The following is a 21,151-nucleotide window of genomic DNA, read 5'->3' on the forward strand; positions in this document are numbered from 1 at the left end:
TCAAGCACTATCGCGGCATTGCAACACGTTACGACAAAAACCCGGCCAATTTCCTGGCTGCTGTCAAACTCATCGCTGTCCGCATCTGGTGCATCAGTTTATGAGTCTACGTCGTAAGATTTGGACCCAATCCGCAGATCACCATACCGGCCAGCGGTCTCTCGAAATGCCGCATATAAAGGCCTGACAGAAGACCGCACTCGATCACATGTTCATAAGGTCAGAAACTTCTTGCACAACGGGCGGCAACCACAGAAGACACAAGTGGTCCGCAGCGAATGCTTACAGAAGTCGCCGAACGTGCCAAGACATATTCCCCACGGTAACCATCGGGCGGTTACGTGCTTCGGCGTTTAAATGGACCCGATACCCGCGTCGAAAAATTTACCCCTCCTTTTTTTGAAGCAGATTGTGAAAGAGCTCGAAAATCAATCGATAACGGATTTGTTCGCAATTCTTAGTAAAGTTGGAAAATAATTAATAATAGATAACCACCGACATGTTTCCAGATACCCTGTCGGTGGTTTTTCAATTATTTATCGAATAATCGTGCAGAAAATCTATTTTCTGTTACGATACTGGATGTTTGCAGTTCGCAAATATGAGATTGCAGTAGAACCACTGTGGGTGGATTGGACTCCATATAAAAAATCAAAGTCTAGGTGAAAATTTGAATGTTGGTATAATTTGCAGATTGCATAAATTCATCATCTGGAATTTTGTCAGTTACCAAAATATCTATATCATCTAATGAACCTAGCTTTACCATAGCACTTTTGCCGAATTTTGAGCTATCAACGGCTAGGATGACTTTTTTTGATAACTGAATTGCTGAAGAAACGATTGTTACTTCATTCTGATCATCATCACATAAGTCACCATCTTTATCGATACCGCTTACCGAGATGATTGCGAAGTCAAACTTAAAACGATTTATAAATTCGTTAGCGTTATGGGGTAATATGCTACCATCAAATGGTCGAACAATTCCGCCTGGTATTGCTAAAGTAAAATCTGTTTTTTCACTGATAATACCTGCAGATCTTAAACTGTACGTGATAATTCGTAAATTATTCTTTGAAGTTAAATAATTGGCGACTGCTTCACATGTTGTTCCAGTATCAAGAAATATGCTTGAATTGTCTGGAATGATATTTGATACGATTTGTGCGATACTAGATTTTTGAATATTATTATCAATCCTACGTTGACGATAGGTGTCAGTATCAAGCATTGCCAATGCTGATGCCCCACCGTGAAGTTTTCTAACACTACCTTTCTGTGCGAGATCGTAGATATCACGTCTGGCCGTTTGTGTTGTTATATTGAAACGCTGAGCGATCTCATCAAGAGAAACAAAGTGGCTATTTTCAATCCATTGAATTATCTTTTTCTGTCGTACTTCTTTCTTTTTATCATCCTTATATGACATATTCATTAATTCCCTACCGTGCTCAAGCATATTAAAGTCGCTCATTTTGATTACTATTAATCAGTTCCACTAAAAGGGCATTTTTGTAATTTTATATTAATTTTAAATGTAATATTTATGACAGATATAACAAATTTTGGCTTATGAATTTAATAAACTATTAAAATAATTAATCAAAATCCAATTATTGCGATTGGAAAAGCTATCAAATGATAACTTTATTAAAAGTCCATCGTGTGTGAATCACTCTTTTTGTAATGTTATTGACATACGATCCAGTTAAATGGGGAGACACCATCATTTAGGGGTCACAAATGCAAACAATATCGAAATGGTTAATTTTCTTGGCTACAATATTATATGCCTCGACTGCGGTTAATCAGGCTAGCGCTGGCGAAGCTAATCACACAAAGGGTGACTATCAGTTAAATCTATTCGCCTTTAACATTGCATCCATGGCGGTGGGCGCTGAAAGTGCCTTCGCTAAATGGCTTACCAGCTACGATCCTGATGTTTTATTGTTCCAGGAAGACTATAAAAATTCGAGAACGTCTCTTGCTAAAACTATCGCGGAAAACAGAAGTATAGCTTTAGATAAAATAGTCGGTAATCATAGCTTTCATGATGGGCATGGCATTGCGTCTCTCGTCGGCGGTGATGCATTTGATACGAATAGTTTTAGATTAGTACCTATTAATACAGGTCTTCAAATGACGGAAGAGCCGCACCCATCAGTACGAATTAGAAAAGGTAATCAAGACTTCGATATCGTCTCTGTTCATTTTAAAGGAGATGATAGATCCGTCGGTACAAATGCACGACGTGATATCGTTGCGGACGCATTGCTTTTAGGCGAGATGGCGGATGGCTTTCGACTGCCTACTGTCATGGGGGGCGATTTTAATGCAGGTGATACTTCGGCTACTGGTCTTCGTCCCAACCAAATCTACCCTACGGCTGATAATCTTCCGACGACTATGAGCATTCTTAAAAAAAGCGTTCAAGTTTTTCGTTCGGATGTTGAACGTGAGCCCTTCGCCTATCAAAAAGACGAAGATTCGAATTATACATGGCCCAATCCAGGGTATGGCTGCACGACTAGTCGAGGGTGTTGGGGTAGTACTCAAAGATGGGATCGTACACAGATAGATCATTTTGTTATAAATAGGCCTTATGCAAAATGGTTTTACGACATGAAAACGGCAGATGATTTTAAAGCCGATGTAGCCCTTAGAACACTTAACGCTAAGGGTGCATTATCTGACCACAACCCGATAAACGTTAAAATGGGTTGGGTAATGCCAATATCTGAAATGATTGATCCGGAGAATGAAAGTAGCGGCATTCGTTTAACATTCGATTCAAACCTAACTGAGCAGGCGGCTCAAGCTGGAGCAAAGGCTAATTGGTATTCTGCTGAACTTAAGGAATTTTATCTTTCCAGAAACAATGATAGATCTGATGTTTATTTAGGTCAGATGGTTGGTGCTGATGGAAAACCTGTTCTCACGACCACTCAAATTACCACTGCTCTGGGCCTTCAAGACCCATCAGTGGCTGCAAGGCTGGGTACGGACACTGGATTAGATTTTTCGACAGATCCGAATGCCGTCTTTAAAGTTCAGTTGGATTGTCATAACGCTGCACATCTTTCATTAAGTAGTGCGTCTGAATATTGCATCGATGATCATAGCCGTTTTTCAGAGCTAGTGATTTCAGACGGGCAAACTGTAGTATTTGACGAAGCAGAAGCGCTTGGTTCTTCAAGTGCTAAAATTATACTAAATAATGGTGGACTTAGAACCACGAATACAAACGATTTATGGGCGACTTTGACATCCTCTACAACCGCTGTCAGCCAATCAATCTATTTACAATCGGTTGGATGGATCAACGTTTCGGCCCCAACGGCTTCACTTAGTTTAAGCGGTGCTATTGATGGGCAGGGCTCACTCGTAAAACAAGGTGATGGTGCACTCGTTTTGGATCATATAAATTCCTTTACGGGCGGAACCTTGGTTGAAGGCGGTGTGCTTCAGGCTGGTGTAGATGGTGCATTCGTCAACAACACGGCTTTCGCCGTGAATGGTGGCAAGCTTGATCTCAATAATTTCAATGTGAGCATGTCGTCGCTGATGGGTGAGGGCGGAACATTGAGCCTTGGTTCTGCAGCTTTGACTGTAAACCAGTCTGCCAATACGCGTTTTGACGGCAACATTGACGGTACTGGCAGCCTTACGAAGTCCGGCTCAGGTGTTCTGGTTCTTAATGGTGCCGACACCTATACAGGTGGTACAACTGTAAAAGAAGGCGGTCTGGTCATCGGTGATGCATCCCATTCAGGTGCATTCCTTGGCGGCACGGTTAGCGTTGAAAACGGCGCACATCTTAGTGGCGCAGGCTTCATCGGCGGACTTTACGCTGGTGCTGGCAGTATCATAGCGCCGGGCAATTCTATTGGCACGCTGAAGGTTACCGGCAATCTGGCATTTGATGCGGGAGCTACTTATGTTGCTGAAATTGATGCCGCCGGTAAAAGTGACCGTATCGATGTGAGTGGAACGGCAGCGCTTGGTGGCGCTAAGGTTTATGTAGAAAAGGCTGCTGGCACCTATATGCCGGGCAAGCGTTACACCATTCTGAGTGCTGAAGGCGGCATCACAGGTACATTTGGCGATATGAGCCAGAACATGCCTTTCGTAGATCTCGGTTTGGCTTATGACGCCAATGCGGTTTACCTCGATATCGCTCGTAACGATGTCGACTTCATTGCTACAGTAAAGACAAGTAATCAGAAGTCGGTAGCCCTCGCTGTGGAAGAGCTTGGTGCTGGCAACGCTGTTTACGACACGGTCGTCATGCAGGACAGCGAAGACAATGCGCGCCGCGCATTCAATGCTCTTTCGGGTGAAGTTCATGCTTCAACGCGAACTGCGATCATCAATGACAGTTCCATTGTTCGAAATGCAGTTATGGACCGCATTGGTGCAGCATTTGGTGGTGAGCGAAATGCTGCATCCTCGTCGGTCGCAACGGATGTTGATTCAGCTCAGATTTCCGCACCGCGCGCAGCAATCTGGGGACAGGCGCTCGGTCAATGGAGTGAAACCGGAGCTGACGGAAATGCCGGTAAGTTGAAGCAATCCACGGGTGGCTTCGTTGCAGGTTATGATGCGGAAGTTGTCGAAAACTGGAGGCTGGGTGCTCTCGCAGGATATAGCCGCACCAACTTCGATGTGAATGATCGCAACTCGTCGGGCCACAGCGATAATTATCATCTGGGTATCTATGGTGGCACTCAATGGGACGCGACACTGTTCAAAGCAGGCGTTGCCTATAGCTGGCACAAAATCGAAACTGATCGTTTTGTCGCCTTCCCGGGCTTTTCAGAGAGTCTTGATGCGGATTACAGCGCAAATACCTTCCAGGCTTTTGGTGAACTCTCACATCGTTTCGATCTGAATGGAACAGCGATTGAGCCATTTGCGAATGTTGCTGTGGTGCGTCTGCAAACAGACCGCTTTAACGAGCATGGCGGCAATGCTGCGCTGCAGATTGGAAAAGAAACAACGACAACTACGTTCACTACGCTTGGTCTTCGTGCTTCTGCTCCTGTCGTGTTTGGCAGCATGAATGCCAAGCTCAACGGAACAGTCGGCTGGCAGCACGCCTATGGCGACACTATACCGACTGCTGCAGCTGCATTTGATGCTGGAACAGTATTTGAAGTGGCTGGTGCACCAATTGCCAAGGATACTGCGATTATCAAGGCTGGTTTTGATATTGATCTCGGCAACCAGACGACCTTGGGTCTTGAATATTCTGGTCAGTATGGTTCGAGCTTTAATCAGAATTCGGGTAAGGCCAAGCTTAGCGTAAAGTTCTGAAAATCATGATCTTTTATCGCGCATCGTAATAATATGGCGCGCGATAATACTCTTTAAATATCTCAGCCCTGTGGACGGATTTGACTACGGCGTAGACTCATAAACTGATGCACCAGATGTGGACAGCGATCAGTTTGAGAGCGGCTAGGAAATGTCCGGGTTCTTGTCGTAACGCGTGGCGATGCCACGATAGTGTTTGATGCGATTAAAGAAGCGCTCGATCAAGTTTCTCTGGCGATAGACCCATGGCGAGAACGCAAATACGTCCTTACGGTTTGATTTGGGAGGAATATTGGCCCAGATTTTCCGTTCCGCTGCGGTCTTCCGGATCGTATCGGTATCGTATGCTTTGTCCGCAAGCAGCGTACCGCCTTCTTTGATGCATTCTAAGAGCCCCTCAGCCTGTGAACAATCAGCGGCCTGTCCACCTGTCAGGCAAAGTTTGATCGGACGGCCTTCTGCATCAACAATCGCGTGGATTTTGCTTGTGAGGCCGCCACGGGAACGTCCCGTGCCAACCATCGTCGGCATCCCCTTTTTTCCTGTGGCTCCGTGCTGGTGAACGCGGACACAGGTACTGTCGATCATCACGATATCATCGTCATAGGCTTGATAGACGGCCTCCAGCAGTCGATGCCAGGCACCAGCCCGTCGCCAACGAACGAACCGGTTGTAGCAAGTCGTTGCAACACCATAACGCTTAGGGATTTCAGACCATGACGATCCTGTGCGGAAGCGCCATAGAATGCCATTTGTCAATCGGCTTTTAAACGGGACCTTGGGGGATGCGGAGTAAAACTTGGACCACCGGAGGTAGTTCATGTATTCCCATGCAAATAGAATTCGCGCCGTTGAGCTATATATCCAGCTTGGCAAGCGGGTTAAGGCGACGATCCGCCAATTGGGCTATCCGACAAAGAATGCGCTGAGAAACTGGTATCGCGAATACCAGCAGCATCAAAACCTGCGTGTTGGTTGGCTCTGTCATGCTTCGCGTTCTCGCCGATGGAAAGTGGGTGGAAGGTGCGATCGTTACAATAGAAGACAAGACGCATGAAAATGAGCTCGCCTTTTTCTATGTGGAATCGGATGAGCATGGCCGGGGTGTCGGCCAAAAAGCGTGGAAAGAGATCGAGCGGCGGTATCTTGAAACCCGCCTGTGGACGACGCACACGCCCTATTTTCGAAAAGCGCAACATTCACTTCTACGTCAATAAGTGCGGGTTCAAGATCGTCGAATATTATAATTCTCGGCATCCTGACCCGCACGATACGTACGACTCTGATTCCAACGATAGCGGCATGTTTAGATTCGAGAAAAACATGGCCTGTCCAGGATGTTGACCCTTCCCGGCAATTGCGCCGGCAAAATCAGCACAACAACCCGGGTTAGGGGTGATTGCCAACGCCGTTTGCCCGGCGTGTCGTCCCGTGGCTGGCTCCCGACCGCATCAAACCATGCGGGTAAGAACATCGGTCGGACCGCCCTTGTCCATCAGTCGGTGTTTCAGCGCTCCCAGCACGTGGAGTCCGATTAGCACCAGAATGGCGTAGGCGCTGTACCTGTGCAGCGTCTGGAAGACAGCAAAAGCATTGTCGTTCTTGGGAAGCAGTTCCGGCAGATGCGGAATGAAGAAGAACGGGATACCATCACTCTGCGAAAAACTGCTGGACAGAGAATAGCCGAGCAGCGGAACAAGGAGTGTGAGAAGAATGAGAAGCTTGTGAACTGCATGTGAGAGGATTCTCTCCCACGGCGCGAGAGCCGAGGGCGCTGACGGCATGCTCGTTGCGTAGAGCGAGCGAAGCGCAAGGTGGACAATCGCAATCAGCCAGACGAGAATGCCGAACTGCTTGTGGTTGGGATAGAAGATCGAGGCGGTTGCCATATCGCTTTCCGGCAGGCGCGTCATATACCAGCCCGATGCAATGAGCCCGATGATGAGGCAGGCTCTTACCCAGTGAAGACAGCGGATCGGAAGGGGATACTTAACAGCCTTGAGATTGTCGGTGTTGATGGCTGACATCACAATGGTCTCCTTGATGGGATTGGTCATCTCGCCAGATTGGCGCTGGCGAATGAGAAAGACGGGCTCAGTGGACCGCCTTGACGTTGTTGAGGGCAAGGAATACGGCTGCCGAAAGCAGGCCGATCAGCGTGCACGCCGCGGTCAACAGAACCGCATGCGCCTGCGAAACGGCACTCTCGCCGGCGGTTACCAGTGCCGCAGTGACGTTTTCGGGCAGCTTACCTGCCAGGACGTAGGTATCTCGGGTCGAATGGCGAGCAGCATCTGCAAGCTCAGCCGGAACTCCTGCCGGCAGAACCAGTGCACCCATGTAGATTGCTGACAGCGCCACGCCGAAGAAGGTTATGCCGAGGCCGGTGCGAAGCTCCTGACCGGCAGCCCCTGCCTCCTCAGCCTCCACGGCTCCCATGATGGCGATTGATGAAGCCGTAAGGCCGATGCTGAGCGATAGTCCAAGCAGCATCAGGCATGCTGGTACGATGAAGCCGGGGTCATGGAAGTCCATTCGCGCCAGCCCGAGAAGGCACAGAGAGGAAAACAGTAGGGACGCGCTCGCGACCGTGCGAAGCCCTAGCCGGTTCGACAGGAAACCGGAGAAAGGACCGCCGACAGCAGCAGCAATCATGATCGGCAGCATGAAGAGGCCTGCCTGCAGCGGCAACTTTTCGAGCACAAACTGCAACTCCTGGGCAAGCGTGAGTTCGACACCTGCCAGCGCACCCGACGTGACGATCGCAGGGCGGGAAAAGAGGGTTACGTCAAACATTGGCTTCGCCACGGAGAGCTTGGAGCGAACGAAAATCGTTAGAGCCGTCGCGCCGATAAGAAGAGCGAGCACGACGATCAACAAGGGTTCCTTGCCGGCGAAACCGGTTTTGACGGCATAAGCCAATCCGATGAGACCGACAATTAGCAGCAGAGCCTGGCTTATCTGCCAGTTGCCTGAAGAATTCATTTCCTTTTTCGGCAGGATGAGAGCGATGATCGGCATGATGACGAGCACGACGGGAATATTGATCAGGAAGACCGATCCCCACCAGAAATGCTCGAGAAGCGCGCCGCCGACCATTGGACCGACCGCTGCACCGGCGGCTCCGACCGTGCCCCGGAGACCAAGCGCCATCGCGCGCTCCCCCGGGTCTTCGAAGGTGCGCCTGATGATGCCTAGGACGCAAGGCAGTATCATCGACGCGCCGAAGGCAAGCAGGATACGCCCGGTGATCAACATCCAGGGCGTCACCGAAAACGCAGCCACGAGGGAAGCAACGCCAAAAACAAACAGGCCGGTCAGAAGCATTTTCCTGTGGCCGATCCTGTCGGCCACGGTTCCCATCGGCACGAGCAATCCGGCCATCAGGAGAGAATAAATGTCGATGATCCAGAACACCTGTGTCGTCGAGGCCCGCAGCGTCAGCGACGGCACGGCGATATGAAGGATCGTCATGTCGATTACAACGGGCATAAAATGCCAGCATGACCGCAATGAGAATGAACCACCGACACACGTGCGGCGGGGAGGGGGCGTGACGTTATTCGGGTCGACAGACACCGTCATTGTTTTCACCATCAGAGGTCTTGATCGCGCAGGGCTGACAGCGGGCTGAAACCGCGACCACTTCCGCAGCGTGGACCGTATTGGCAGTACTTTGTTGTTTCATGGAGGCGTTGTGGAGAAAGCGTGGAGGCGACTTCCGTCGGTCAAGCCCGGCGACTGTGGTCAGGCGACCGGCGGGCCGAGCGGATTCTCGAACATCGCGCCGCCTTTGGCGGATGGCGCATACCGAATCGTGCCGCCTTGGTCCTCGATAATCGGGCGCACCACGGAGAGACCAAGTCCGTTGCCGGCCTTTTCCATGATGACCGCTCCTGGTGTATCTTCTGAAGGGTTCGATGGCCCAGGGCGCGATATCCTAACCGAGCCCAGGACCTTCATCGATAACGCGCAGGCGGGTGACGCGGTCTTCTACGCCAAGCATCACATCGATGGCACCGCGCACGGCATGACGACGCGCATTTGTGACGAGGGCAAGAAGCACCTGCCGAATCCGCATCGCATAGGCTTGAACCACGATATCGGCGAGACTGAGCCGAAGTTCGAAACGCTCCTTCCGCAGCTCCTGCTCCACCAGGTTACCGAGCTGTTCGATTTCCTGCTTCAGCCGCACGGGCTCGAGGCACAGGTCAAGATGGCCGCTGTCAGCCAGCGTCACGGTGCGTAGATCTTCGACAAGCCGCGCCAGCGAATCCACTTGCATGACCAGGGCTTGAAGCGCAGTTTCGTCCGGTTCGAACACGCCATCAATCATCCCTCGGAGACGGCCCTTAAGGATCGTGAGCGGGGTGCGTAATTCGTGAGCGATTGTGGCGTTCCAGAGTTTCATATCGGCCGCCAGGTCCTCGAGACTCTGCGCCATCGCGTTGAAGTCCTAGACGAGATGGGCGGTTTCGGCCCACAGGCTGAACGCATCATTGCGCGCATGGCGGTGTGGAGTGGCGATCAGTGTGTAGCGGCTGGGGCGGAAGATCGTGCCGGCTGAAGGCGCCGTGCCTAAAACGGTGCTTTGAACCGACCCGCGGCCTTTCGCAGCGAACAACGGTTTCCGGAGGTCGATCCCCTTTCAAGAGCTAAGAACGTTATGCTCATACGATTTGACCGGGTTCGAAGGTGAATTTGCGACCAAACCTATCTGACAGAACTTTGTAGCTGGTTTGCTGATTGTCCCCGTAATGAGGCAATCAGTCGAGTTTCGCGGGAGTCACCTGTCAACATAGACTGCTGCGAGATTGCCCAGATCCCAGTTTCCGCCGGAAAGGACGGCACAGACTTTTTCTTCAGGCTTGACGTCGAGTGCCCCCCCAAGCAAAGCGCCGATCGTGATAGCGGCTGCAGGTTCGGCAATGAGCTTTGCGTCCTTTGCCAAAGCGCGCATTCCCTCGACAATATGGTGATCGTCGACGAGGACGATTTCGTCGACATATTTCTCGATGATGGGATAAGGGTTCTGGCCTGGAACGCTGATTCTCAGACCATCTGCTATCGTGTTTTGCAAGGGTAGCGAGGTCCGCTTCTTGTTGATACGGCTGAGAAAGTACTTTGGTGTCAGCGCGGGCTCCGCTCCGATCACGCGCACACTGGGTCTGGTCTCTTTAATGGCCGTGGCGATCCCTGAAATCAGTCCGCCGCCGCCGACCGGCACAATGACTGTATCCACGTCAGCGAGATCATCTAGGATTTCACAGCCGATCGTTCCCTGTCCGGCCATGACAATCGGATCTTCAAATGCGTGAATCGGGGCATAGTGGTTTTCTGAAGCGATTTCATAGACCCTTTCCCATCTGGCCGCAGTGTCGCCGTCGAATAAGACGACCTCCGCCCCAAGGGCCTTTGTATTCTCAATCTTGATTTTGGGCGTGTTAACAGGCAGCACCAATATCGCCCTCACACCCAGCATCCTGGCGGCATAGGCAAGTCCCTGTGCATGATTGCCCGACGATGTCGCAATTATGCCGTTTGCGATTTCTTCCCTGGAAAGCGAAAGAGCCTTGTTTAGCGCCCCTCTTATTTTAAAGGCTCCGGTGATCTGCAGGGTTTCAGGCTTGAGGTAGAGCTTGCAGCCAACGGTCTCCCCAATCTTGTCCGCGCGCAGTAGTGGCGTGTGTCTGACATGGGGTTTCAGTCGGGTGCGGGCGTGGAGGATATCCTGTATCGTCGGAAAACTGTTCATAGCTGCTATCCGAAAAAGGAAAAGAAGGTGCCGACATTAGCGGCAATGGCGTTTTCGTAGATTGTTCGGGCTGTGGTGTTGTCCTGTATCGCCATGCCGGTGGAATCGAAAATAGTGATTTCATCATTGCTTGTCCGGCCGGGCTTTGTACCCAACAGGAGCTCTCCGATTTCAGCGTGAATATCGGTCATTGTGATAATGCTCTTCTGCAGCGGGTGCCACGTTTCACCCTTTTGTGTGCATTGCTGGACGGAATCAACAACGATCTTGGCGTGTCTGAAAAGTTCTGGGTCCAGCTCCTGTTTGCCCCGCTGATCCGTACCGATCGCAACTGTGTGCGTGCCAGGCCTCACCCAATCAGCCTGTACGACATCACCTTTGCCCCGCGGTGTCGTGATCACAATGTCGCCTCTCTCAACAGCCTCCTTTTTGGAGGGGGCGATGATTACGGGAATTGCGAATTCGCGTTCGATATCGTTCTTGTAGTCGGACAAAGCCGAAGGGGTGCGGCTCCAAGCATGGATTTCCTGAATCTGTATGACCTCCCTGATTGCCCGGATCTGCATTCTCGCCTGACTGCCTGTGCCGATCGAAGCGACAATACGGCCGTTCGGTCTTGCAAGCGCTTTTACGGACACGGCTCCGGCGGCCCCGGTGCGGAGCGCCGTGATCAGGCTTCCGTCCATGACACAGATCAATGCACAGCTCCTGGCATCGAAAAGGAGAATTGTCCCCATGCTGTTCGGCACGCCATGCTCTTCAGGATTTCGGGTAAATCCCCCGGAGTGTGCCTTCATCGAAATGATTTCAGCCTGCTTGTGATAGCCCAGCTCGAAATCTACCTCTCCCCGCCTCGCAGGAAGACCAATCCCGATGTAATAGGGCTGCTCGACCTGATTGCTGCTATAGGCTTTATAGGCGTCTTCGACAGCGCCGATGACTTGCTTCAAGTCGATGAGCCGCCTCACTTGATTCTTGTTAAGTAGAAGCGTCTGCATCGCTGACCTCCGTTCGTTCGCGACCACCGGAGCTATCGGCGGCTGTGACTTTTTCTTAAATCATCACCGGTCAGAGCACTATTTCCTGTCATATGCGAACCCTTTGCAAGCAGATTGTTGCGATGCAGGCCGCTGCTTTCGCAGAAAATTTGTCATCCTCAGGCGATGGGAAGAACGGTCGCACCTAATATTACCAACCACCAGGCGCACGAACCGCGAAGAGATTTGCGATCTCTAACAGCGTCCACTGCCGTGGAGGCCAAAACGAGTGGAAGCGCTGTCAGGATTACGAGGGGCTTGGACGCATTGATCACCGCACGAAATGGATGTGCGGCTTCGCATGATATGGTGAGGCAGACACATGCGCATCCACGGAGAAGACGTCCCTGAGCAATTCCCGGGTCAGTACATCTTGAGGCGTGCCTGACGCGACGATTTTCCCGGCCTGCATGACGAGCAGCCGATCACAGAACATTGCCGCATGGTTCAGGTCGTGCAGTGCAATGATGCTGGTGACCGCGAGCTCTGAAACGAGGCGCAGAAGGCTGATCTGGTGATGAACGTCGAGATGGTTGGTCGGTTCATCGAGAATGAGTTCTGTCGGCGCCTGGGCAATCGCTCGGGCAAGGTGGGTGCGCTGTTTTTCGCCGCCGGACAGGCTCTGCCAGGTATCGTTGCGTTTGCTGGTCAGTTCCGTGCGATCGAGCGCACGGTTGACTGCCGCCTCGTCGTCGCTGGTCCAGCCGGAAAACATTGATCGATGCGGGAAGCGGCCAAGCTTGACGACATCCACGACCTTGAGATTGGCGTTGGTGGTGGCGTGCTGCTCTATGAACGCCACGCGTTGCGCGATCGATTTTCTCCGGATCCTGCCGAGATCCTGTCCGTCAAGTGTGATCTGTCCCGAAAAAGGGCGATTGAGCCCGGCAAGGAGGCGAAGCAGGGATGTCTTGCCCGAGCCGTTTGGCCCGAGCAGTCCCAGCATTTCGGTAGGCCTGGCAATGAGCGACACGTCGTTGACGATCGTCTTGGAACCGACCTTCCAGACCAGATTGTTGGCCTTAATGCTCATGATGCTCGCTGCAGCTTGTAGAGAATGACCGAGAAGAAGGGGACGCCCACCAGGGCTGTGACCACACCGATAGGCAGGACCTGCTGAGGGACCAATGTGCGCGAAGCAATGTCCGCCAGAACCATGAAAACTGCGCCTGTAACCGCACAGGCCGGCAGGAGCCTTGCGTGAAGGGGGCCTACGACGAAGCGGGCGGCATGCGGAACGACAAGACCGACAAAGCCGATCGTGCCAACCATGCTGACGATTGTCGCCGTCATGATCGCGGTCAGCGCAAAAAGGATGACGCGTGTCCGACCGACATCGATACCAAGGGACGAGGCCGCCTCATCACCAAACGCAAAGGCATCAAGAACGCGGGAGTAAAAGATGCAGACGACCAGTCCCAAGCCGACCACGACCGAAACAAGGGCAAATTCCGGCCATCGGACACCGCCGAAACTGCCCAGCAGCCAGAACATGACGTCGCGTGCCTGCTGGGCATTTCCAGAGGTGGTCACAATATAGGAGGTTGCCGCGTTGAAAAGTTGCGACGTGGCGACCCCCGCGAGGATCGTTCGGTCTGCTCCGCCGCGCGCGCCGTTCGATAGCAGCGCGACAAACACAAATGCGGCGAACGCGCCAGCGAAGGCCCCTGCTGAAAGCGAGAAGGCGCCGGCGCCGATACCGAGTATGACGACTGCGACGGCGCCGGTCGAAGCGCCAGCGGAAATGCCAAGCACGTAGGGCTCGGCCAGCGGGTTGCGCAACAGCGCCTGCATGATGGCGCCGCACAGCGCCAGCCCCGCGCCGCAGAAGACCGCAACCAAAGCCCGGCTCAGCCGGTACTCCCATATCACGGTCTCATGAATCCTGTTGAGTTCGACCGCCGTCCAGCCCAGCTTGTTGGTGATGGCCGAGTATGTCGTCGACAGGGGGATTGGCATGTCGCCGATTCCCACGCTGATGCCGACCGCAAGCGCGATGGAAGCAAGCGAGCCAAGCGCGATCCCCACCATGGCGGGGACCCGTTTCGCGTGGTTGCCAGACGATATGAGGCCGGTCTGTGTTATCACTTCAGACCAAGCGTCTTAAGCTGTTGAGCGATCTGCTCGGCGCCATAGATAGTGCGCACCGTCGGGTTCATGGCCTGACCGTCCATGACCACGATCGCATTCTTCTTCACCGCCGGCATCTGGCTCGTGCCCGGATCGGTCTTCAGGAATTTGATCTTGGCCTCGGACTTATCGAGGTCCCACCGGTTGCGATCAACCTGTGCGACAACGATAACGTCCGGATTGCTGGCGATGATGCTCTCCCATCCAAGAGCAGGCGACTCGGCCTCGGACGTAATGGCGTTCGCTCCACCGAGCACATCGGCGATAAAGCCGGATGCACTGTTCTTGCCACCAAGATAAGCATCGGCAGACGGTGAGGGGCTGGAGAACCAGAAGACGTAGGACAGCTTCTTACCATCTTTCGGTGCATCGGCGCGTAGCGCAGCCTCGCGTTTTTTCAGGTCGGCAATTAGCGCATCTCCGCGGTCGGACACGTTGAATATTTGCGCGAGTTCGTTGATCTCCTGGTACAGGCCTTCCATGTTCCAGAGTTTCGACCGGTCGCCGTAACCAAATTTGTCCTTGGCGGCGCCATCCGCAACGCAGGTGCTTGGTGAGATGTAGCTTGGCACGCCGATCTTGTCGAAATCTTCCCGCTTTGCGACCTTGCTCGATGGGCCGAGCAGGCTTGGCAGCGCGGCCGCCACGAAATCCGGGTTTTGCGCCAGAATGGCCTCGAAGGTCGGAAACTCGACGGTCAGAACCTTGACCTTAGCATTGGCTTCGGCAAGTTGCGGAAGAACCTTGTTCGGCCAAAAAGCGGTGCCGACCATTTTGTCCTCGAGACCGAGAAGCAGCATGACTTCCGCGCTGTTCTGGCCAAGTCCGACGGCACGCTCTGGTGCCTTTTCGAAGGTAACTTTCGCGCCGCAGTTTTCGATTGTGAGCGGATAGGCTGTGGCGGCTGCTAAAGCCGGCACTCCTAGCAAACTAATTATCGCGCATATACCTGCACCTGCAAACACCCTGTTCATCGTCTCGCTGATCCTTGCTTTAATGCCTCAACCAAGTCTGAGCATCCTGTTACCATCAGCGGCGAGAAAAACAAGATTATTATCCTCATCTTTTTACTAGACGTGACGCAGGGGTATAATATTGTCGAGGATAATCACTGTAACTGGCCTTACTCTGCTCCCTCAAGCAGATCGCTTTCCTGAACGAAGATCGATCGACGCCCAACATCCATCAAATTTGATAAGCCAACGAACGCGTTCGTCAGCTGAAGGCTCGACTCAGATCGCTTAAAAGCACGCGGATGTTTGATCGTTTTCGACCGCTCTCGCTGCCTTACTTTACCTACGTTCCTTGTTCCGTAACAACCTGAAATCTCGAGATGGAAGCTTAACGTTCACCGTCTTGAGGAGTTTTTCGCGCTGAAAGAGATCAGCGGCAGTCAATGATAAGGCCGCCGCCCATCAACCAGCTGCACCACAGACGGTTTTGCTTCGTTGGATGGCATTTCGAGAATGATGTTCAACGAGTCCGGAGCGATTTTCTCCATGACTAGCGCTACTTTGGCAGATTAACAGACGGTTAACGATAATCGGCTACCTTTGGTCCCTCAAAAAGGGGGGCGGTGGATGATGGAGCAGAATATTGCACTGGCGGATTGGCTGAAGCCGTTCGTTGAGAAGCTTGATCACAAAAAGCGGCGGCAGATGTGCCCGGTATATGTTTCAGGCCTGATCGGACCGGGTGATCGCAAGAGTATCGAGCCGATGGCGGAACGCCTTGCGCCCGATCATTGCGACCGTCTGCATCATTTCATCTCGGATGGAATTTGGGACGCCAGTCCGCTTGAGACTGAACTGGCTGTGCAGGCGGACAGAATAGTCGGAGCTTCAGACGCCTTTCTGGTGGTCGACGATACGGGTCTACCGAAGAAGGGTGATCATTCGGTCGGGGTCGCTCCGCAATATGCTTCGATGCTGGGCAAACGCGCCAATTGCCAGACGTTGGTATCGCTGACGTTAGCACGCGATGAGATTCCCGTTCCGGTTGGTTTGCGACTGTTCTTGCCGGAACGCTGGACCAGTAACCAGGATCGGATGGTGAAGGCTGGCGTCCCCGAGGAGATGCGTATATCCCGCACCAAGCCGCCGATCGCGTTCGACGAGATCGACAGGCTGATCGCGGCGGGGGTGCGGTTTGGCACCGTGCTCGCCGATGCCGGCTATGGTTTATCGGCCGCGTTTCGCCAGGGGCTCAGTGCACGCGGCCTCACATGGGCTGTCGGTATTCCTAAACATCAAAAGGTCTATCCCCATGATGTCGCCCTGATTTTTCCGGTTTCCGGTCATGGCAGACCGCGCAAGCATTCGATCCCCGACACCCTGTCGATGGCGGCCGAAACGATCCTGGAAGCATCCTTCTGGAAGAAGGTCAGTTGGCGTCGCGGCACGAAAGGTCGCCTGACAGCGCGCTTTGCTGCGCTCCGCATTCGGATCGCTGATGGTAGTCCGCAACGTATCCTCGACAAGGGACAGCAGCATATGCCGGGCGAAGAGGCGTGGCTGTTGGGCGAATGGCGCTCGAACGGCGAGCGCAAATACTATCTCTCCAATCTGCCGGCCGAAGCAACGTTAAAGCAGCTGGCAGCTGCCATCAACAAATGAAAGAAGAACTCGGCCTCGATCACTTCGAAGGCCGATCATGGCAAGGTCTGCATCGACACGCGCTGATGACAATGATCGCCTATGCCTTCCTGCAACATCAGCGCCTGCACCAGGCCAAGCGGGAAAAAAACCAAGAGGTACGGCCCGCCTAAACCGACACTGCCAGCCATCCGACGCGCGGTCATGAACACCCGCCTGGCAGCGTCAGCCCAGAACGATGTCCGCACTGCAGAATCCGCTTCAGACCGCCAAAATGCATTCTGCCAAAGTAGTGCTAGGCAAACTCGGTGCGGTCCAGTTCAATATATGCCTCAGATACCAGTGGCACAGGGATCAGACTGAAACTTGTAATGAATGTCGATATCGGTAGTTGCGTGCCCCCGCAACCAACGATAACTGCACTTGCACCAAGCCCTTCTTAACGAAGGGCTTTTTTGCGTTTAAGCCTTCGCGCATCCTAACCATAAGAACGGCCAGAAGTGCCGTTTGCTTAAGAAAGTCCGGGTTCTTCTTCCCAGAGGCAAAAGTCTGGATCGCCGCCAGATCGCCGCGCAGCACAATCATCAGTTCATCATTGTTCGGAACCAGTTCGATGCGGCTGACGAGTGAGCGCAGACGTTCGGCTGCCTTTGCCCGCGTCGCTTCATTGTGAAGCTGATCGTGCAGTGCTTCCATCTGTTCATGATAAATCTTGGCCATGTTTGGATGCAAAAGGGCAGCGGGGGCTTCTGCGTCGTCGAGAAGGGCTTTGAGTTCCTTCTTGCGCGTTTCCGGTTTCGTGCCGCGTTCTTTTACCATTTCCGGTGTTGTCACGTTAAGTTTCTCTGTAAGCGTTGTTTCAGCGCCACAGCGTCTAAATCTCTATTGAGAATTAGTGTTTCTTCAGTGTGTATCCCAACGTAATGTCATTTCCCAACAATCCAAACCTGGGCCAAAGCCGTTTGGCATAATTTTTAAGACCCTGAATCCTAGTCTCTCATAGAAACCAGAACTATGCTGGCTTGTTGAAAGCACTAGCTCATCTATGTTTTGCAAATGTCGAGCTTGCTCTAACCTGGCTTTAAACAAGTACGTGCCAATGCCTTTTCGATGCATCTCTGAGCTTACCATTCCCCATGATAAAGAAGCTTGACGCTTTTTTGCATCGATAGTTAATCCACCACAAGCAATGATGTCTTCGTTAAGCGTGAGCACCAGGTAAAAGCCTTCCACACCAGATTTTCCGATCAGAAAGTCGCAAAATTCTTCGCGTTCTCCTGCTGCAAAGAAGGTCGGCACATTGCTATCGAATATTGCCAGGCAGCCGTTAAAATCGCTGACAGTATAAGGTCGGGCAATCAAGTTCGTCATCATGAGTAATTCCACGGCAGTAATTCATCAATTCGGCTCTGCTTATGGCCATTGACGATTGCTGTGAGCGTAGTGGTAAGCCATTTCTGCGGATCGACTGAATTGAGTTTGCATGTTTCAATCAGTGAGGCGATTGTAGCCCAGTTATGAGCGCCTGCTTCATGACCTGCGAAGAGTGCGTTCTTGCGGCCGAGCGCAATTGGCCGGATTGTTCTTTCGACGCTGTTATTGTCCAGCTCGACGCGACCGTCAGACAGGAACAGACACAAGCCGTCCCAGTATTTAGCAATGTATTTCAACGCTTCGCCTAATGGGGCTTTTGCCGACACGCGTGCGCGGTGATGCGCAAGCCATGTTTGCATATCGATGATCAGCGGCTTTGATTGTGCCTGACGAACCGCGAGCCGCGCTTCTGGGGTGAGCCCGCGCAATTCAGCTTCGATCTTATAGAGTTCGCCGATCCGCTTTACACCGTCTTCAGCAATCGGGGACGAGCCTGTGCGCGTAATCTCAATAAGCTTGCGACGCGCATGAGCCCAGCAATAAGCCAATTGTATATTCTGACCAACACGATCTGGTGCAATCAGTCGATTGTAGCCTGCATAGCCATCCACTTGCAGAATACCGTTGAAGCCATGCAATATCTGTTCGGCGTATTGGCCAGATCGTCCCGGAGCATAAGTGAAAGCGACACCGGGCGGGGCATTGCCGCCCCATGGTCGGTCATCCCGCGCCAAAGCCCAAAAATATCCCGTTTTGGTCTTGCCTGATCCGGGATCAAGAACCGGCGCACGCGTCTCATCCATGAAGAGTTTGCTTGATCGCTTCAGATCAGCAATCAGCGCATCAAAGACAGGGCGCAGCTCAAAGGCTGCCCTTCCCACCCAGTCAGCCAGTGTCGAGCGATCTATGTCGATGCCCTGACGGCCCATAATCTGGGCCTGGCGATAAAGCGGAAGATGGTCGGCATATTTGGAAACCAGCACATGCGCGACTGTTGCTTCTGTCGGCAAGCCTGAGGGGATCAGTCGCGCTGGAGCGGGTGCTTGCACAACACCATCCGTGCAGGCGCGGCAGGCATATTTTGGGCGATGCGTGACAATGACACGAAACTGCGCAGGGATCACATCCAGTCGTTCAGAAACATCTTCGCCAATGCAATGCAGACAACCACCGCAGGCGCAAATCAGACTTTCTGGTTCAATTACTTCATCAATGCGCGGCAGGTGCTTTGGTAAAGAACCGCGATTGATGGCACGTGGCTTTGATGCAGGCTTCTCTGAAGCTGTATCCGCTTCATCTTCTGCATGGATCGCCGCTATAGCTGTTTCCAAGTCTTCCAGGGCCAGATCAAACTGCTCAGGATTAATCTTCTCTGACTTGCGTCCAAAAGCGGCCTGTTTGAAGGCTGCAACCAGCTTCTCCAGCCGCGCAATCCGATCATCTTTACGAAGACCGAGCGCTGTTGCTGCGATCAGCATCGCTTTGAGTTCAGCAATATCATTGGGAAGATCGGCGGCATCCAGCATGGGCCGAACTTACCAAATCCGGCCTTGATATGCTTGACTATTATGTTGTCAGACTCATCGTGCCGCAGCTGTCAGGCCAGTGCTCAATAGCTATTCAACCGTAATCGGCGCTCTCACTTCCACCGCCCGGACGCGTCGCCAGTCAAGCCCTGCAAACAAAGCTTCAAACTGTGCATGGTTCAACGACATTAGCCCATCGCGGATCTCTGGCCAGCTGAACGTATGGGCTTCCAAGCGCTTATAAGCCAGAACCATACCTGTGCCATCCCAGTAGATCAGCTTGAGCCGATCCGCCTTTCGCGAACGGAAAACAAATACAGTTCCAGTAAATGGATCCTTGCGTAATTCGTTCTTCACCAACGCGGCAAGCCCGTCATGGCCTTTACGGAAATCGACAGGTTTGGTAGCCACCATGATCCGAACCCGGTTGGAAGGGAAGATCATTTGAGAGCCGCAAGCGCGCTTGCAACAGCTGCAATCCGGGATGCAGACACACCTTCTTCCAGCCGAATGATGACTTCCCCGCAGAATATCTCAACGCGTGAAGATGGTGGCGTCACCGGCTCAATTGCAGGCTCCGCTACTATGATCGCCGCAAATTCCGTATCATCTTCGGGCGAAGGCAAAACAAGCTTGCCCTGACGTGCCAGCGTGCGCCATGAAGACAGATAGTTCGCACGCACGCCGTAGCGACCGGCAATTTCCTGCACGCTCACGCCAGGACGCAAGCTTTCCGAAACAATCCGGGCTTTTAAATCAACGGGCCACTGACGATGGCTGTCACGCTTACTCTGATCCGTTGAGAGAAACTCCATTCGAGGCTCCATGGAGAAACTCCGTTCTGTCCATTCGCTAACTCTCAATGACAGAACACAAAATCAAACAGAACGTGGGGCAAGAACACCGGTTACTTTTATTCTCGCCTTCTATAATGCGATTGACGTATTCGGCCGGGATTATTTCTTCTTCGCCCGACCGCAGCTTTGTGCGGAATTTGCGGGCAGCTTTTATGTCTTCGCAATCCTCGACAACTTCTAGCAATTTTTCATAATCGGCTTTGGGAAGGAGGCGAGTTCCTCTCCAAGAGGCGTTGTGATGAATTGGACCGGTATTTTCATGCCATTCTCGCGAACTACTCAAATGCTTCCCCAATGTTGGAAGTAGTCCAAATGCTACCCTTCAGGCAATCTTTGACAGTAGCGCCGAGTATATTTGGAGGGAAACTCACGACCACAGGCAGCAAAATCAAGAGAGAAGGTATTTGCGCAATTATGCCCTAACTGCCTTTTTCCACGTACTCAGTATCAAAAAGTGAGTGCGCTCTCTTAATAATCATAATTAGGGTTAGAAAAAAATGCATAAATATAAAATAGCATAAGCTGGAATATAGAAATGATGAGAAATTGAAAAAATATA

The 21,151-nt window shown here is 52.3% G+C and carries 18 protein-coding genes and 2 pseudogenes; 3 read left to right on the forward strand and 17 right to left on the reverse strand.

All coding sequences use genetic code 11. The annotated features are described in order from the left end of the window. Positions 1-658: 658 nt before the first annotated feature. Positions 659-1,477, reverse strand: coding sequence for a DeoR/GlpR family DNA-binding transcription regulator (locus ABE527_RS14910; protein WP_499697387.1), 819 nt, complete (start codon positions 1,475-1,477; stop codon positions 659-661). Between the two features lie 269 nt (positions 1,478-1,746). Here ABE527_RS14910 and ABE527_RS14915 point away from each other — a divergent pair, with 269 nt between their 5' ends. Beyond that, a complete protein-coding gene (locus ABE527_RS14915) occupies positions 1,747-5,319 on the forward strand; it encodes an autotransporter domain-containing protein (RefSeq protein WP_499697388.1) in 3,573 nt (1,190 codons plus the stop codon). Positions 5,320-5,416: 97 nt separating this feature from the next. Here the strand turns inward: ABE527_RS14915 and ABE527_RS14920 are convergent. Both ABE527_RS14920 and ABE527_RS14925 read right to left on the reverse strand, forming a co-directional pair. Then, positions 5,417-6,081 (reverse strand): annotated as a pseudogene (locus ABE527_RS14920) (IS5 family transposase); the annotation flags it as partial. A 94-nt stretch (positions 6,082-6,175) separates the two neighbouring features. Beyond that, positions 6,176-6,307 carry a hypothetical protein gene (locus tag ABE527_RS14925; protein WP_499697460.1) on the reverse strand — a complete coding sequence of 44 codons (132 nt, stop codon included), beginning with the start codon at positions 6,305-6,307 and terminating at the stop codon, positions 6,176-6,178. Between ABE527_RS14925 and ABE527_RS14930 the strand changes: the two genes are divergently transcribed. After that, the gene (locus ABE527_RS14930; RefSeq protein ID WP_499697457.1) at positions 6,306-6,536 is read left to right on the forward strand and encodes a GNAT family N-acetyltransferase; all 231 of its coding nucleotides are present in this window, start codon (positions 6,306-6,308) and stop codon (positions 6,534-6,536) included. The two genes, ABE527_RS14925 and ABE527_RS14930, sit on opposite strands and share 2 nt — an antisense overlap. A 234-nt stretch (positions 6,537-6,770) precedes the next feature. On the opposite strand, the gene ABE527_RS14935 is transcribed toward ABE527_RS14930, so the two are convergent. The 9 genes from ABE527_RS14935 to ABE527_RS14975 all read right to left on the reverse strand — a co-directional run bounded on the left by ABE527_RS14935 (position 6,771) and on the right by ABE527_RS14975 (position 15,215). Beyond that, positions 6,771-7,346 carry a cytochrome b gene (locus tag ABE527_RS14935; RefSeq protein WP_499697389.1) on the reverse strand — a complete coding sequence of 192 codons (576 nt, stop codon included), beginning with the start codon at positions 7,344-7,346 and terminating at the stop codon, positions 6,771-6,773. Between the two features lie 67 nt (positions 7,347-7,413). Beyond that, positions 7,414-8,832, reverse strand: a complete 1,419-nt coding sequence (locus ABE527_RS14940) for an MFS transporter (RefSeq protein WP_499697390.1) — start codon at positions 8,830-8,832, stop codon at positions 7,414-7,416. A gap of 234 nt (positions 8,833-9,066) precedes the next feature. Next, entirely contained in the window at positions 9,067-9,204 is a 138-nt protein-coding gene (locus ABE527_RS14945; protein ID WP_499697391.1) for a hypothetical protein, read from the reverse strand. Positions 9,205-9,259: 55 nt separating this feature from the next. Continuing rightward, positions 9,260-9,763 (reverse strand): histidine kinase dimerization/phospho-acceptor domain-containing protein, encoded by a 504-nt coding sequence (locus ABE527_RS14950; RefSeq protein WP_499697392.1) that lies wholly within the window; start codon positions 9,761-9,763, stop codon positions 9,260-9,262. A 342-nt stretch (positions 9,764-10,105) separates the two neighbouring features. Further along, positions 10,106-11,074 (reverse strand): threonine/serine dehydratase family protein, encoded by a 969-nt coding sequence (locus ABE527_RS14955; protein WP_499697393.1) that lies wholly within the window; start codon positions 11,072-11,074, stop codon positions 10,106-10,108. Positions 11,075-11,079: 5 nt separating this feature from the next. Beyond that, positions 11,080-12,072, reverse strand: a complete 993-nt coding sequence (locus tag ABE527_RS14960) for an ornithine cyclodeaminase family protein (protein ID WP_499697394.1) — start codon at positions 12,070-12,072, stop codon at positions 11,080-11,082. Positions 12,073-12,382: 310 nt separating this feature from the next. Further along, complete coding sequence (locus ABE527_RS14965) at positions 12,383-13,144, reverse strand: ABC transporter ATP-binding protein (protein WP_499697395.1); 762 nt, start codon at positions 13,142-13,144, stop codon at positions 12,383-12,385. Beyond that, the gene (locus ABE527_RS14970; RefSeq protein WP_499697396.1) at positions 13,141-14,142 is read right to left on the reverse strand and encodes a FecCD family ABC transporter permease; all 1,002 of its coding nucleotides are present in this window, start codon (positions 14,140-14,142) and stop codon (positions 13,141-13,143) included. The genes ABE527_RS14965 and ABE527_RS14970 overlap by 4 nt, the downstream gene beginning before the upstream one ends. 53 nt (positions 14,143-14,195) lie before the next feature. After that, entirely contained in the window at positions 14,196-15,215 is a 1,020-nt protein-coding gene (locus tag ABE527_RS14975) for an ABC transporter substrate-binding protein (RefSeq protein WP_499697397.1), read from the reverse strand. A 606-nt stretch (positions 15,216-15,821) separates the two neighbouring features. On the opposite strand from ABE527_RS14975, the pseudogene ABE527_RS14980 reads away from it, so the two are divergent. Beyond that, a pseudogene (locus tag ABE527_RS14980) lies at positions 15,822-17,008 on the forward strand (IS701 family transposase). Between the two features lie 181 nt (positions 17,009-17,189). Here the strand turns inward: ABE527_RS14980 and ABE527_RS14985 are convergent. The 5 genes from ABE527_RS14985 to ABE527_RS15005 form a co-directional block, all read right to left on the reverse strand. Next, positions 17,190-17,669 carry a hypothetical protein gene (locus ABE527_RS14985; RefSeq protein ID WP_499697398.1) on the reverse strand — a complete coding sequence of 160 codons (480 nt, stop codon included), beginning with the start codon at positions 17,667-17,669 and terminating at the stop codon, positions 17,190-17,192. 69 nt (positions 17,670-17,738) lie between these two features. Then, on the reverse strand, positions 17,739-18,209 hold the full coding sequence (locus ABE527_RS14990) for a GNAT family N-acetyltransferase (protein ID WP_499697399.1): 471 nt from the start codon (positions 18,207-18,209) through the stop codon (positions 17,739-17,741). Beyond that, the gene (tnpC, locus tag ABE527_RS14995; RefSeq protein WP_499697400.1) at positions 18,206-19,735 is read right to left on the reverse strand and encodes an IS66 family transposase; all 1,530 of its coding nucleotides are present in this window, start codon (positions 19,733-19,735) and stop codon (positions 18,206-18,208) included. The genes ABE527_RS14990 and tnpC overlap by 4 nt, the downstream gene beginning before the upstream one ends. Before the next feature lie 90 nt (positions 19,736-19,825). Next, entirely contained in the window at positions 19,826-20,179 is a 354-nt protein-coding gene (gene tnpB, locus ABE527_RS15000; protein WP_499695011.1) for an IS66 family insertion sequence element accessory protein TnpB, read from the reverse strand. Then, positions 20,176-20,550, reverse strand: coding sequence for a transposase (locus tag ABE527_RS15005; RefSeq protein ID WP_499697401.1), 375 nt, complete (start codon positions 20,548-20,550; stop codon positions 20,176-20,178). The genes tnpB and ABE527_RS15005 overlap by 4 nt, the downstream gene beginning before the upstream one ends. Positions 20,551-21,151 lie beyond the last annotated feature (601 nt).

It is taken from the genome of Brucella sp. TWI432, from assembly GCF_039674445.1.
Classification (GTDB): Bacteria; Pseudomonadota; Alphaproteobacteria; order Rhizobiales; family Rhizobiaceae; genus Brucella; species Brucella chromiisoli.

Coding starts and splice junctions, on each gene's coding strand:
- ABE527_RS14965 (WP_499697395.1), bottom strand. CDS start 13,144: ATGAGCATTAAGGCCAACAATCTGGTCTGGAAGGTCGGTTCCAAGACG.
- ABE527_RS14955 (WP_499697393.1), bottom strand. CDS start 11,074: ATGAACAGTTTTCCGACGATACAGGATATCCTCCACGCCCGCACCCGA.
- ABE527_RS15005 (WP_499697401.1), bottom strand. CDS start 20,550: ATGGAGTTTCTCTCAACGGATCAGAGTAAGCGTGACAGCCATCGTCAG.
- ABE527_RS14975 (WP_499697397.1), bottom strand. CDS start 15,215: ATGAACAGGGTGTTTGCAGGTGCAGGTATATGCGCGATAATTAGTTTG.
- ABE527_RS14950 (WP_499697392.1), bottom strand. CDS start 9,763: ATGGCGCAGAGTCTCGAGGACCTGGCGGCCGATATGAAACTCTGGAAC.
- ABE527_RS14910 (WP_499697387.1), bottom strand. CDS start 1,477: ATGAGCGACTTTAATATGCTTGAGCACGGTAGGGAATTAATGAATATG.
- ABE527_RS14915 (WP_499697388.1), top strand. CDS start 1,747: ATGCAAACAATATCGAAATGGTTAATTTTCTTGGCTACAATATTATAT.
- ABE527_RS14935 (WP_499697389.1), bottom strand. CDS start 7,346: ATGTCAGCCATCAACACCGACAATCTCAAGGCTGTTAAGTATCCCCTT.
- ABE527_RS14960 (WP_499697394.1), bottom strand. CDS start 12,072: ATGCAGACGCTTCTACTTAACAAGAATCAAGTGAGGCGGCTCATCGAC.
- ABE527_RS14930 (WP_499697457.1), top strand. CDS start 6,306: ATGCTTCGCGTTCTCGCCGATGGAAAGTGGGTGGAAGGTGCGATCGTT.
- ABE527_RS14970 (WP_499697396.1), bottom strand. CDS start 14,142: ATGGTGGGGATCGCGCTTGGCTCGCTTGCTTCCATCGCGCTTGCGGTC.
- ABE527_RS14945 (WP_499697391.1), bottom strand. CDS start 9,204: ATGGAAAAGGCCGGCAACGGACTTGGTCTCTCCGTGGTGCGCCCGATT.
- ABE527_RS14925 (WP_499697460.1), bottom strand. CDS start 6,307: ATGACAGAGCCAACCAACACGCAGGTTTTGATGCTGCTGGTATTCGCG.
- tnpB (WP_499695011.1), bottom strand. CDS start 20,179: ATGATCTTCCCTTCCAACCGGGTTCGGATCATGGTGGCTACCAAACCT.
- ABE527_RS14990 (WP_499697399.1), bottom strand. CDS start 18,209: ATGATGACGAACTTGATTGCCCGACCTTATACTGTCAGCGATTTTAAC.
- tnpC (WP_499697400.1), bottom strand. CDS start 19,735: ATGCTGGATGCCGCCGATCTTCCCAATGATATTGCTGAACTCAAAGCG.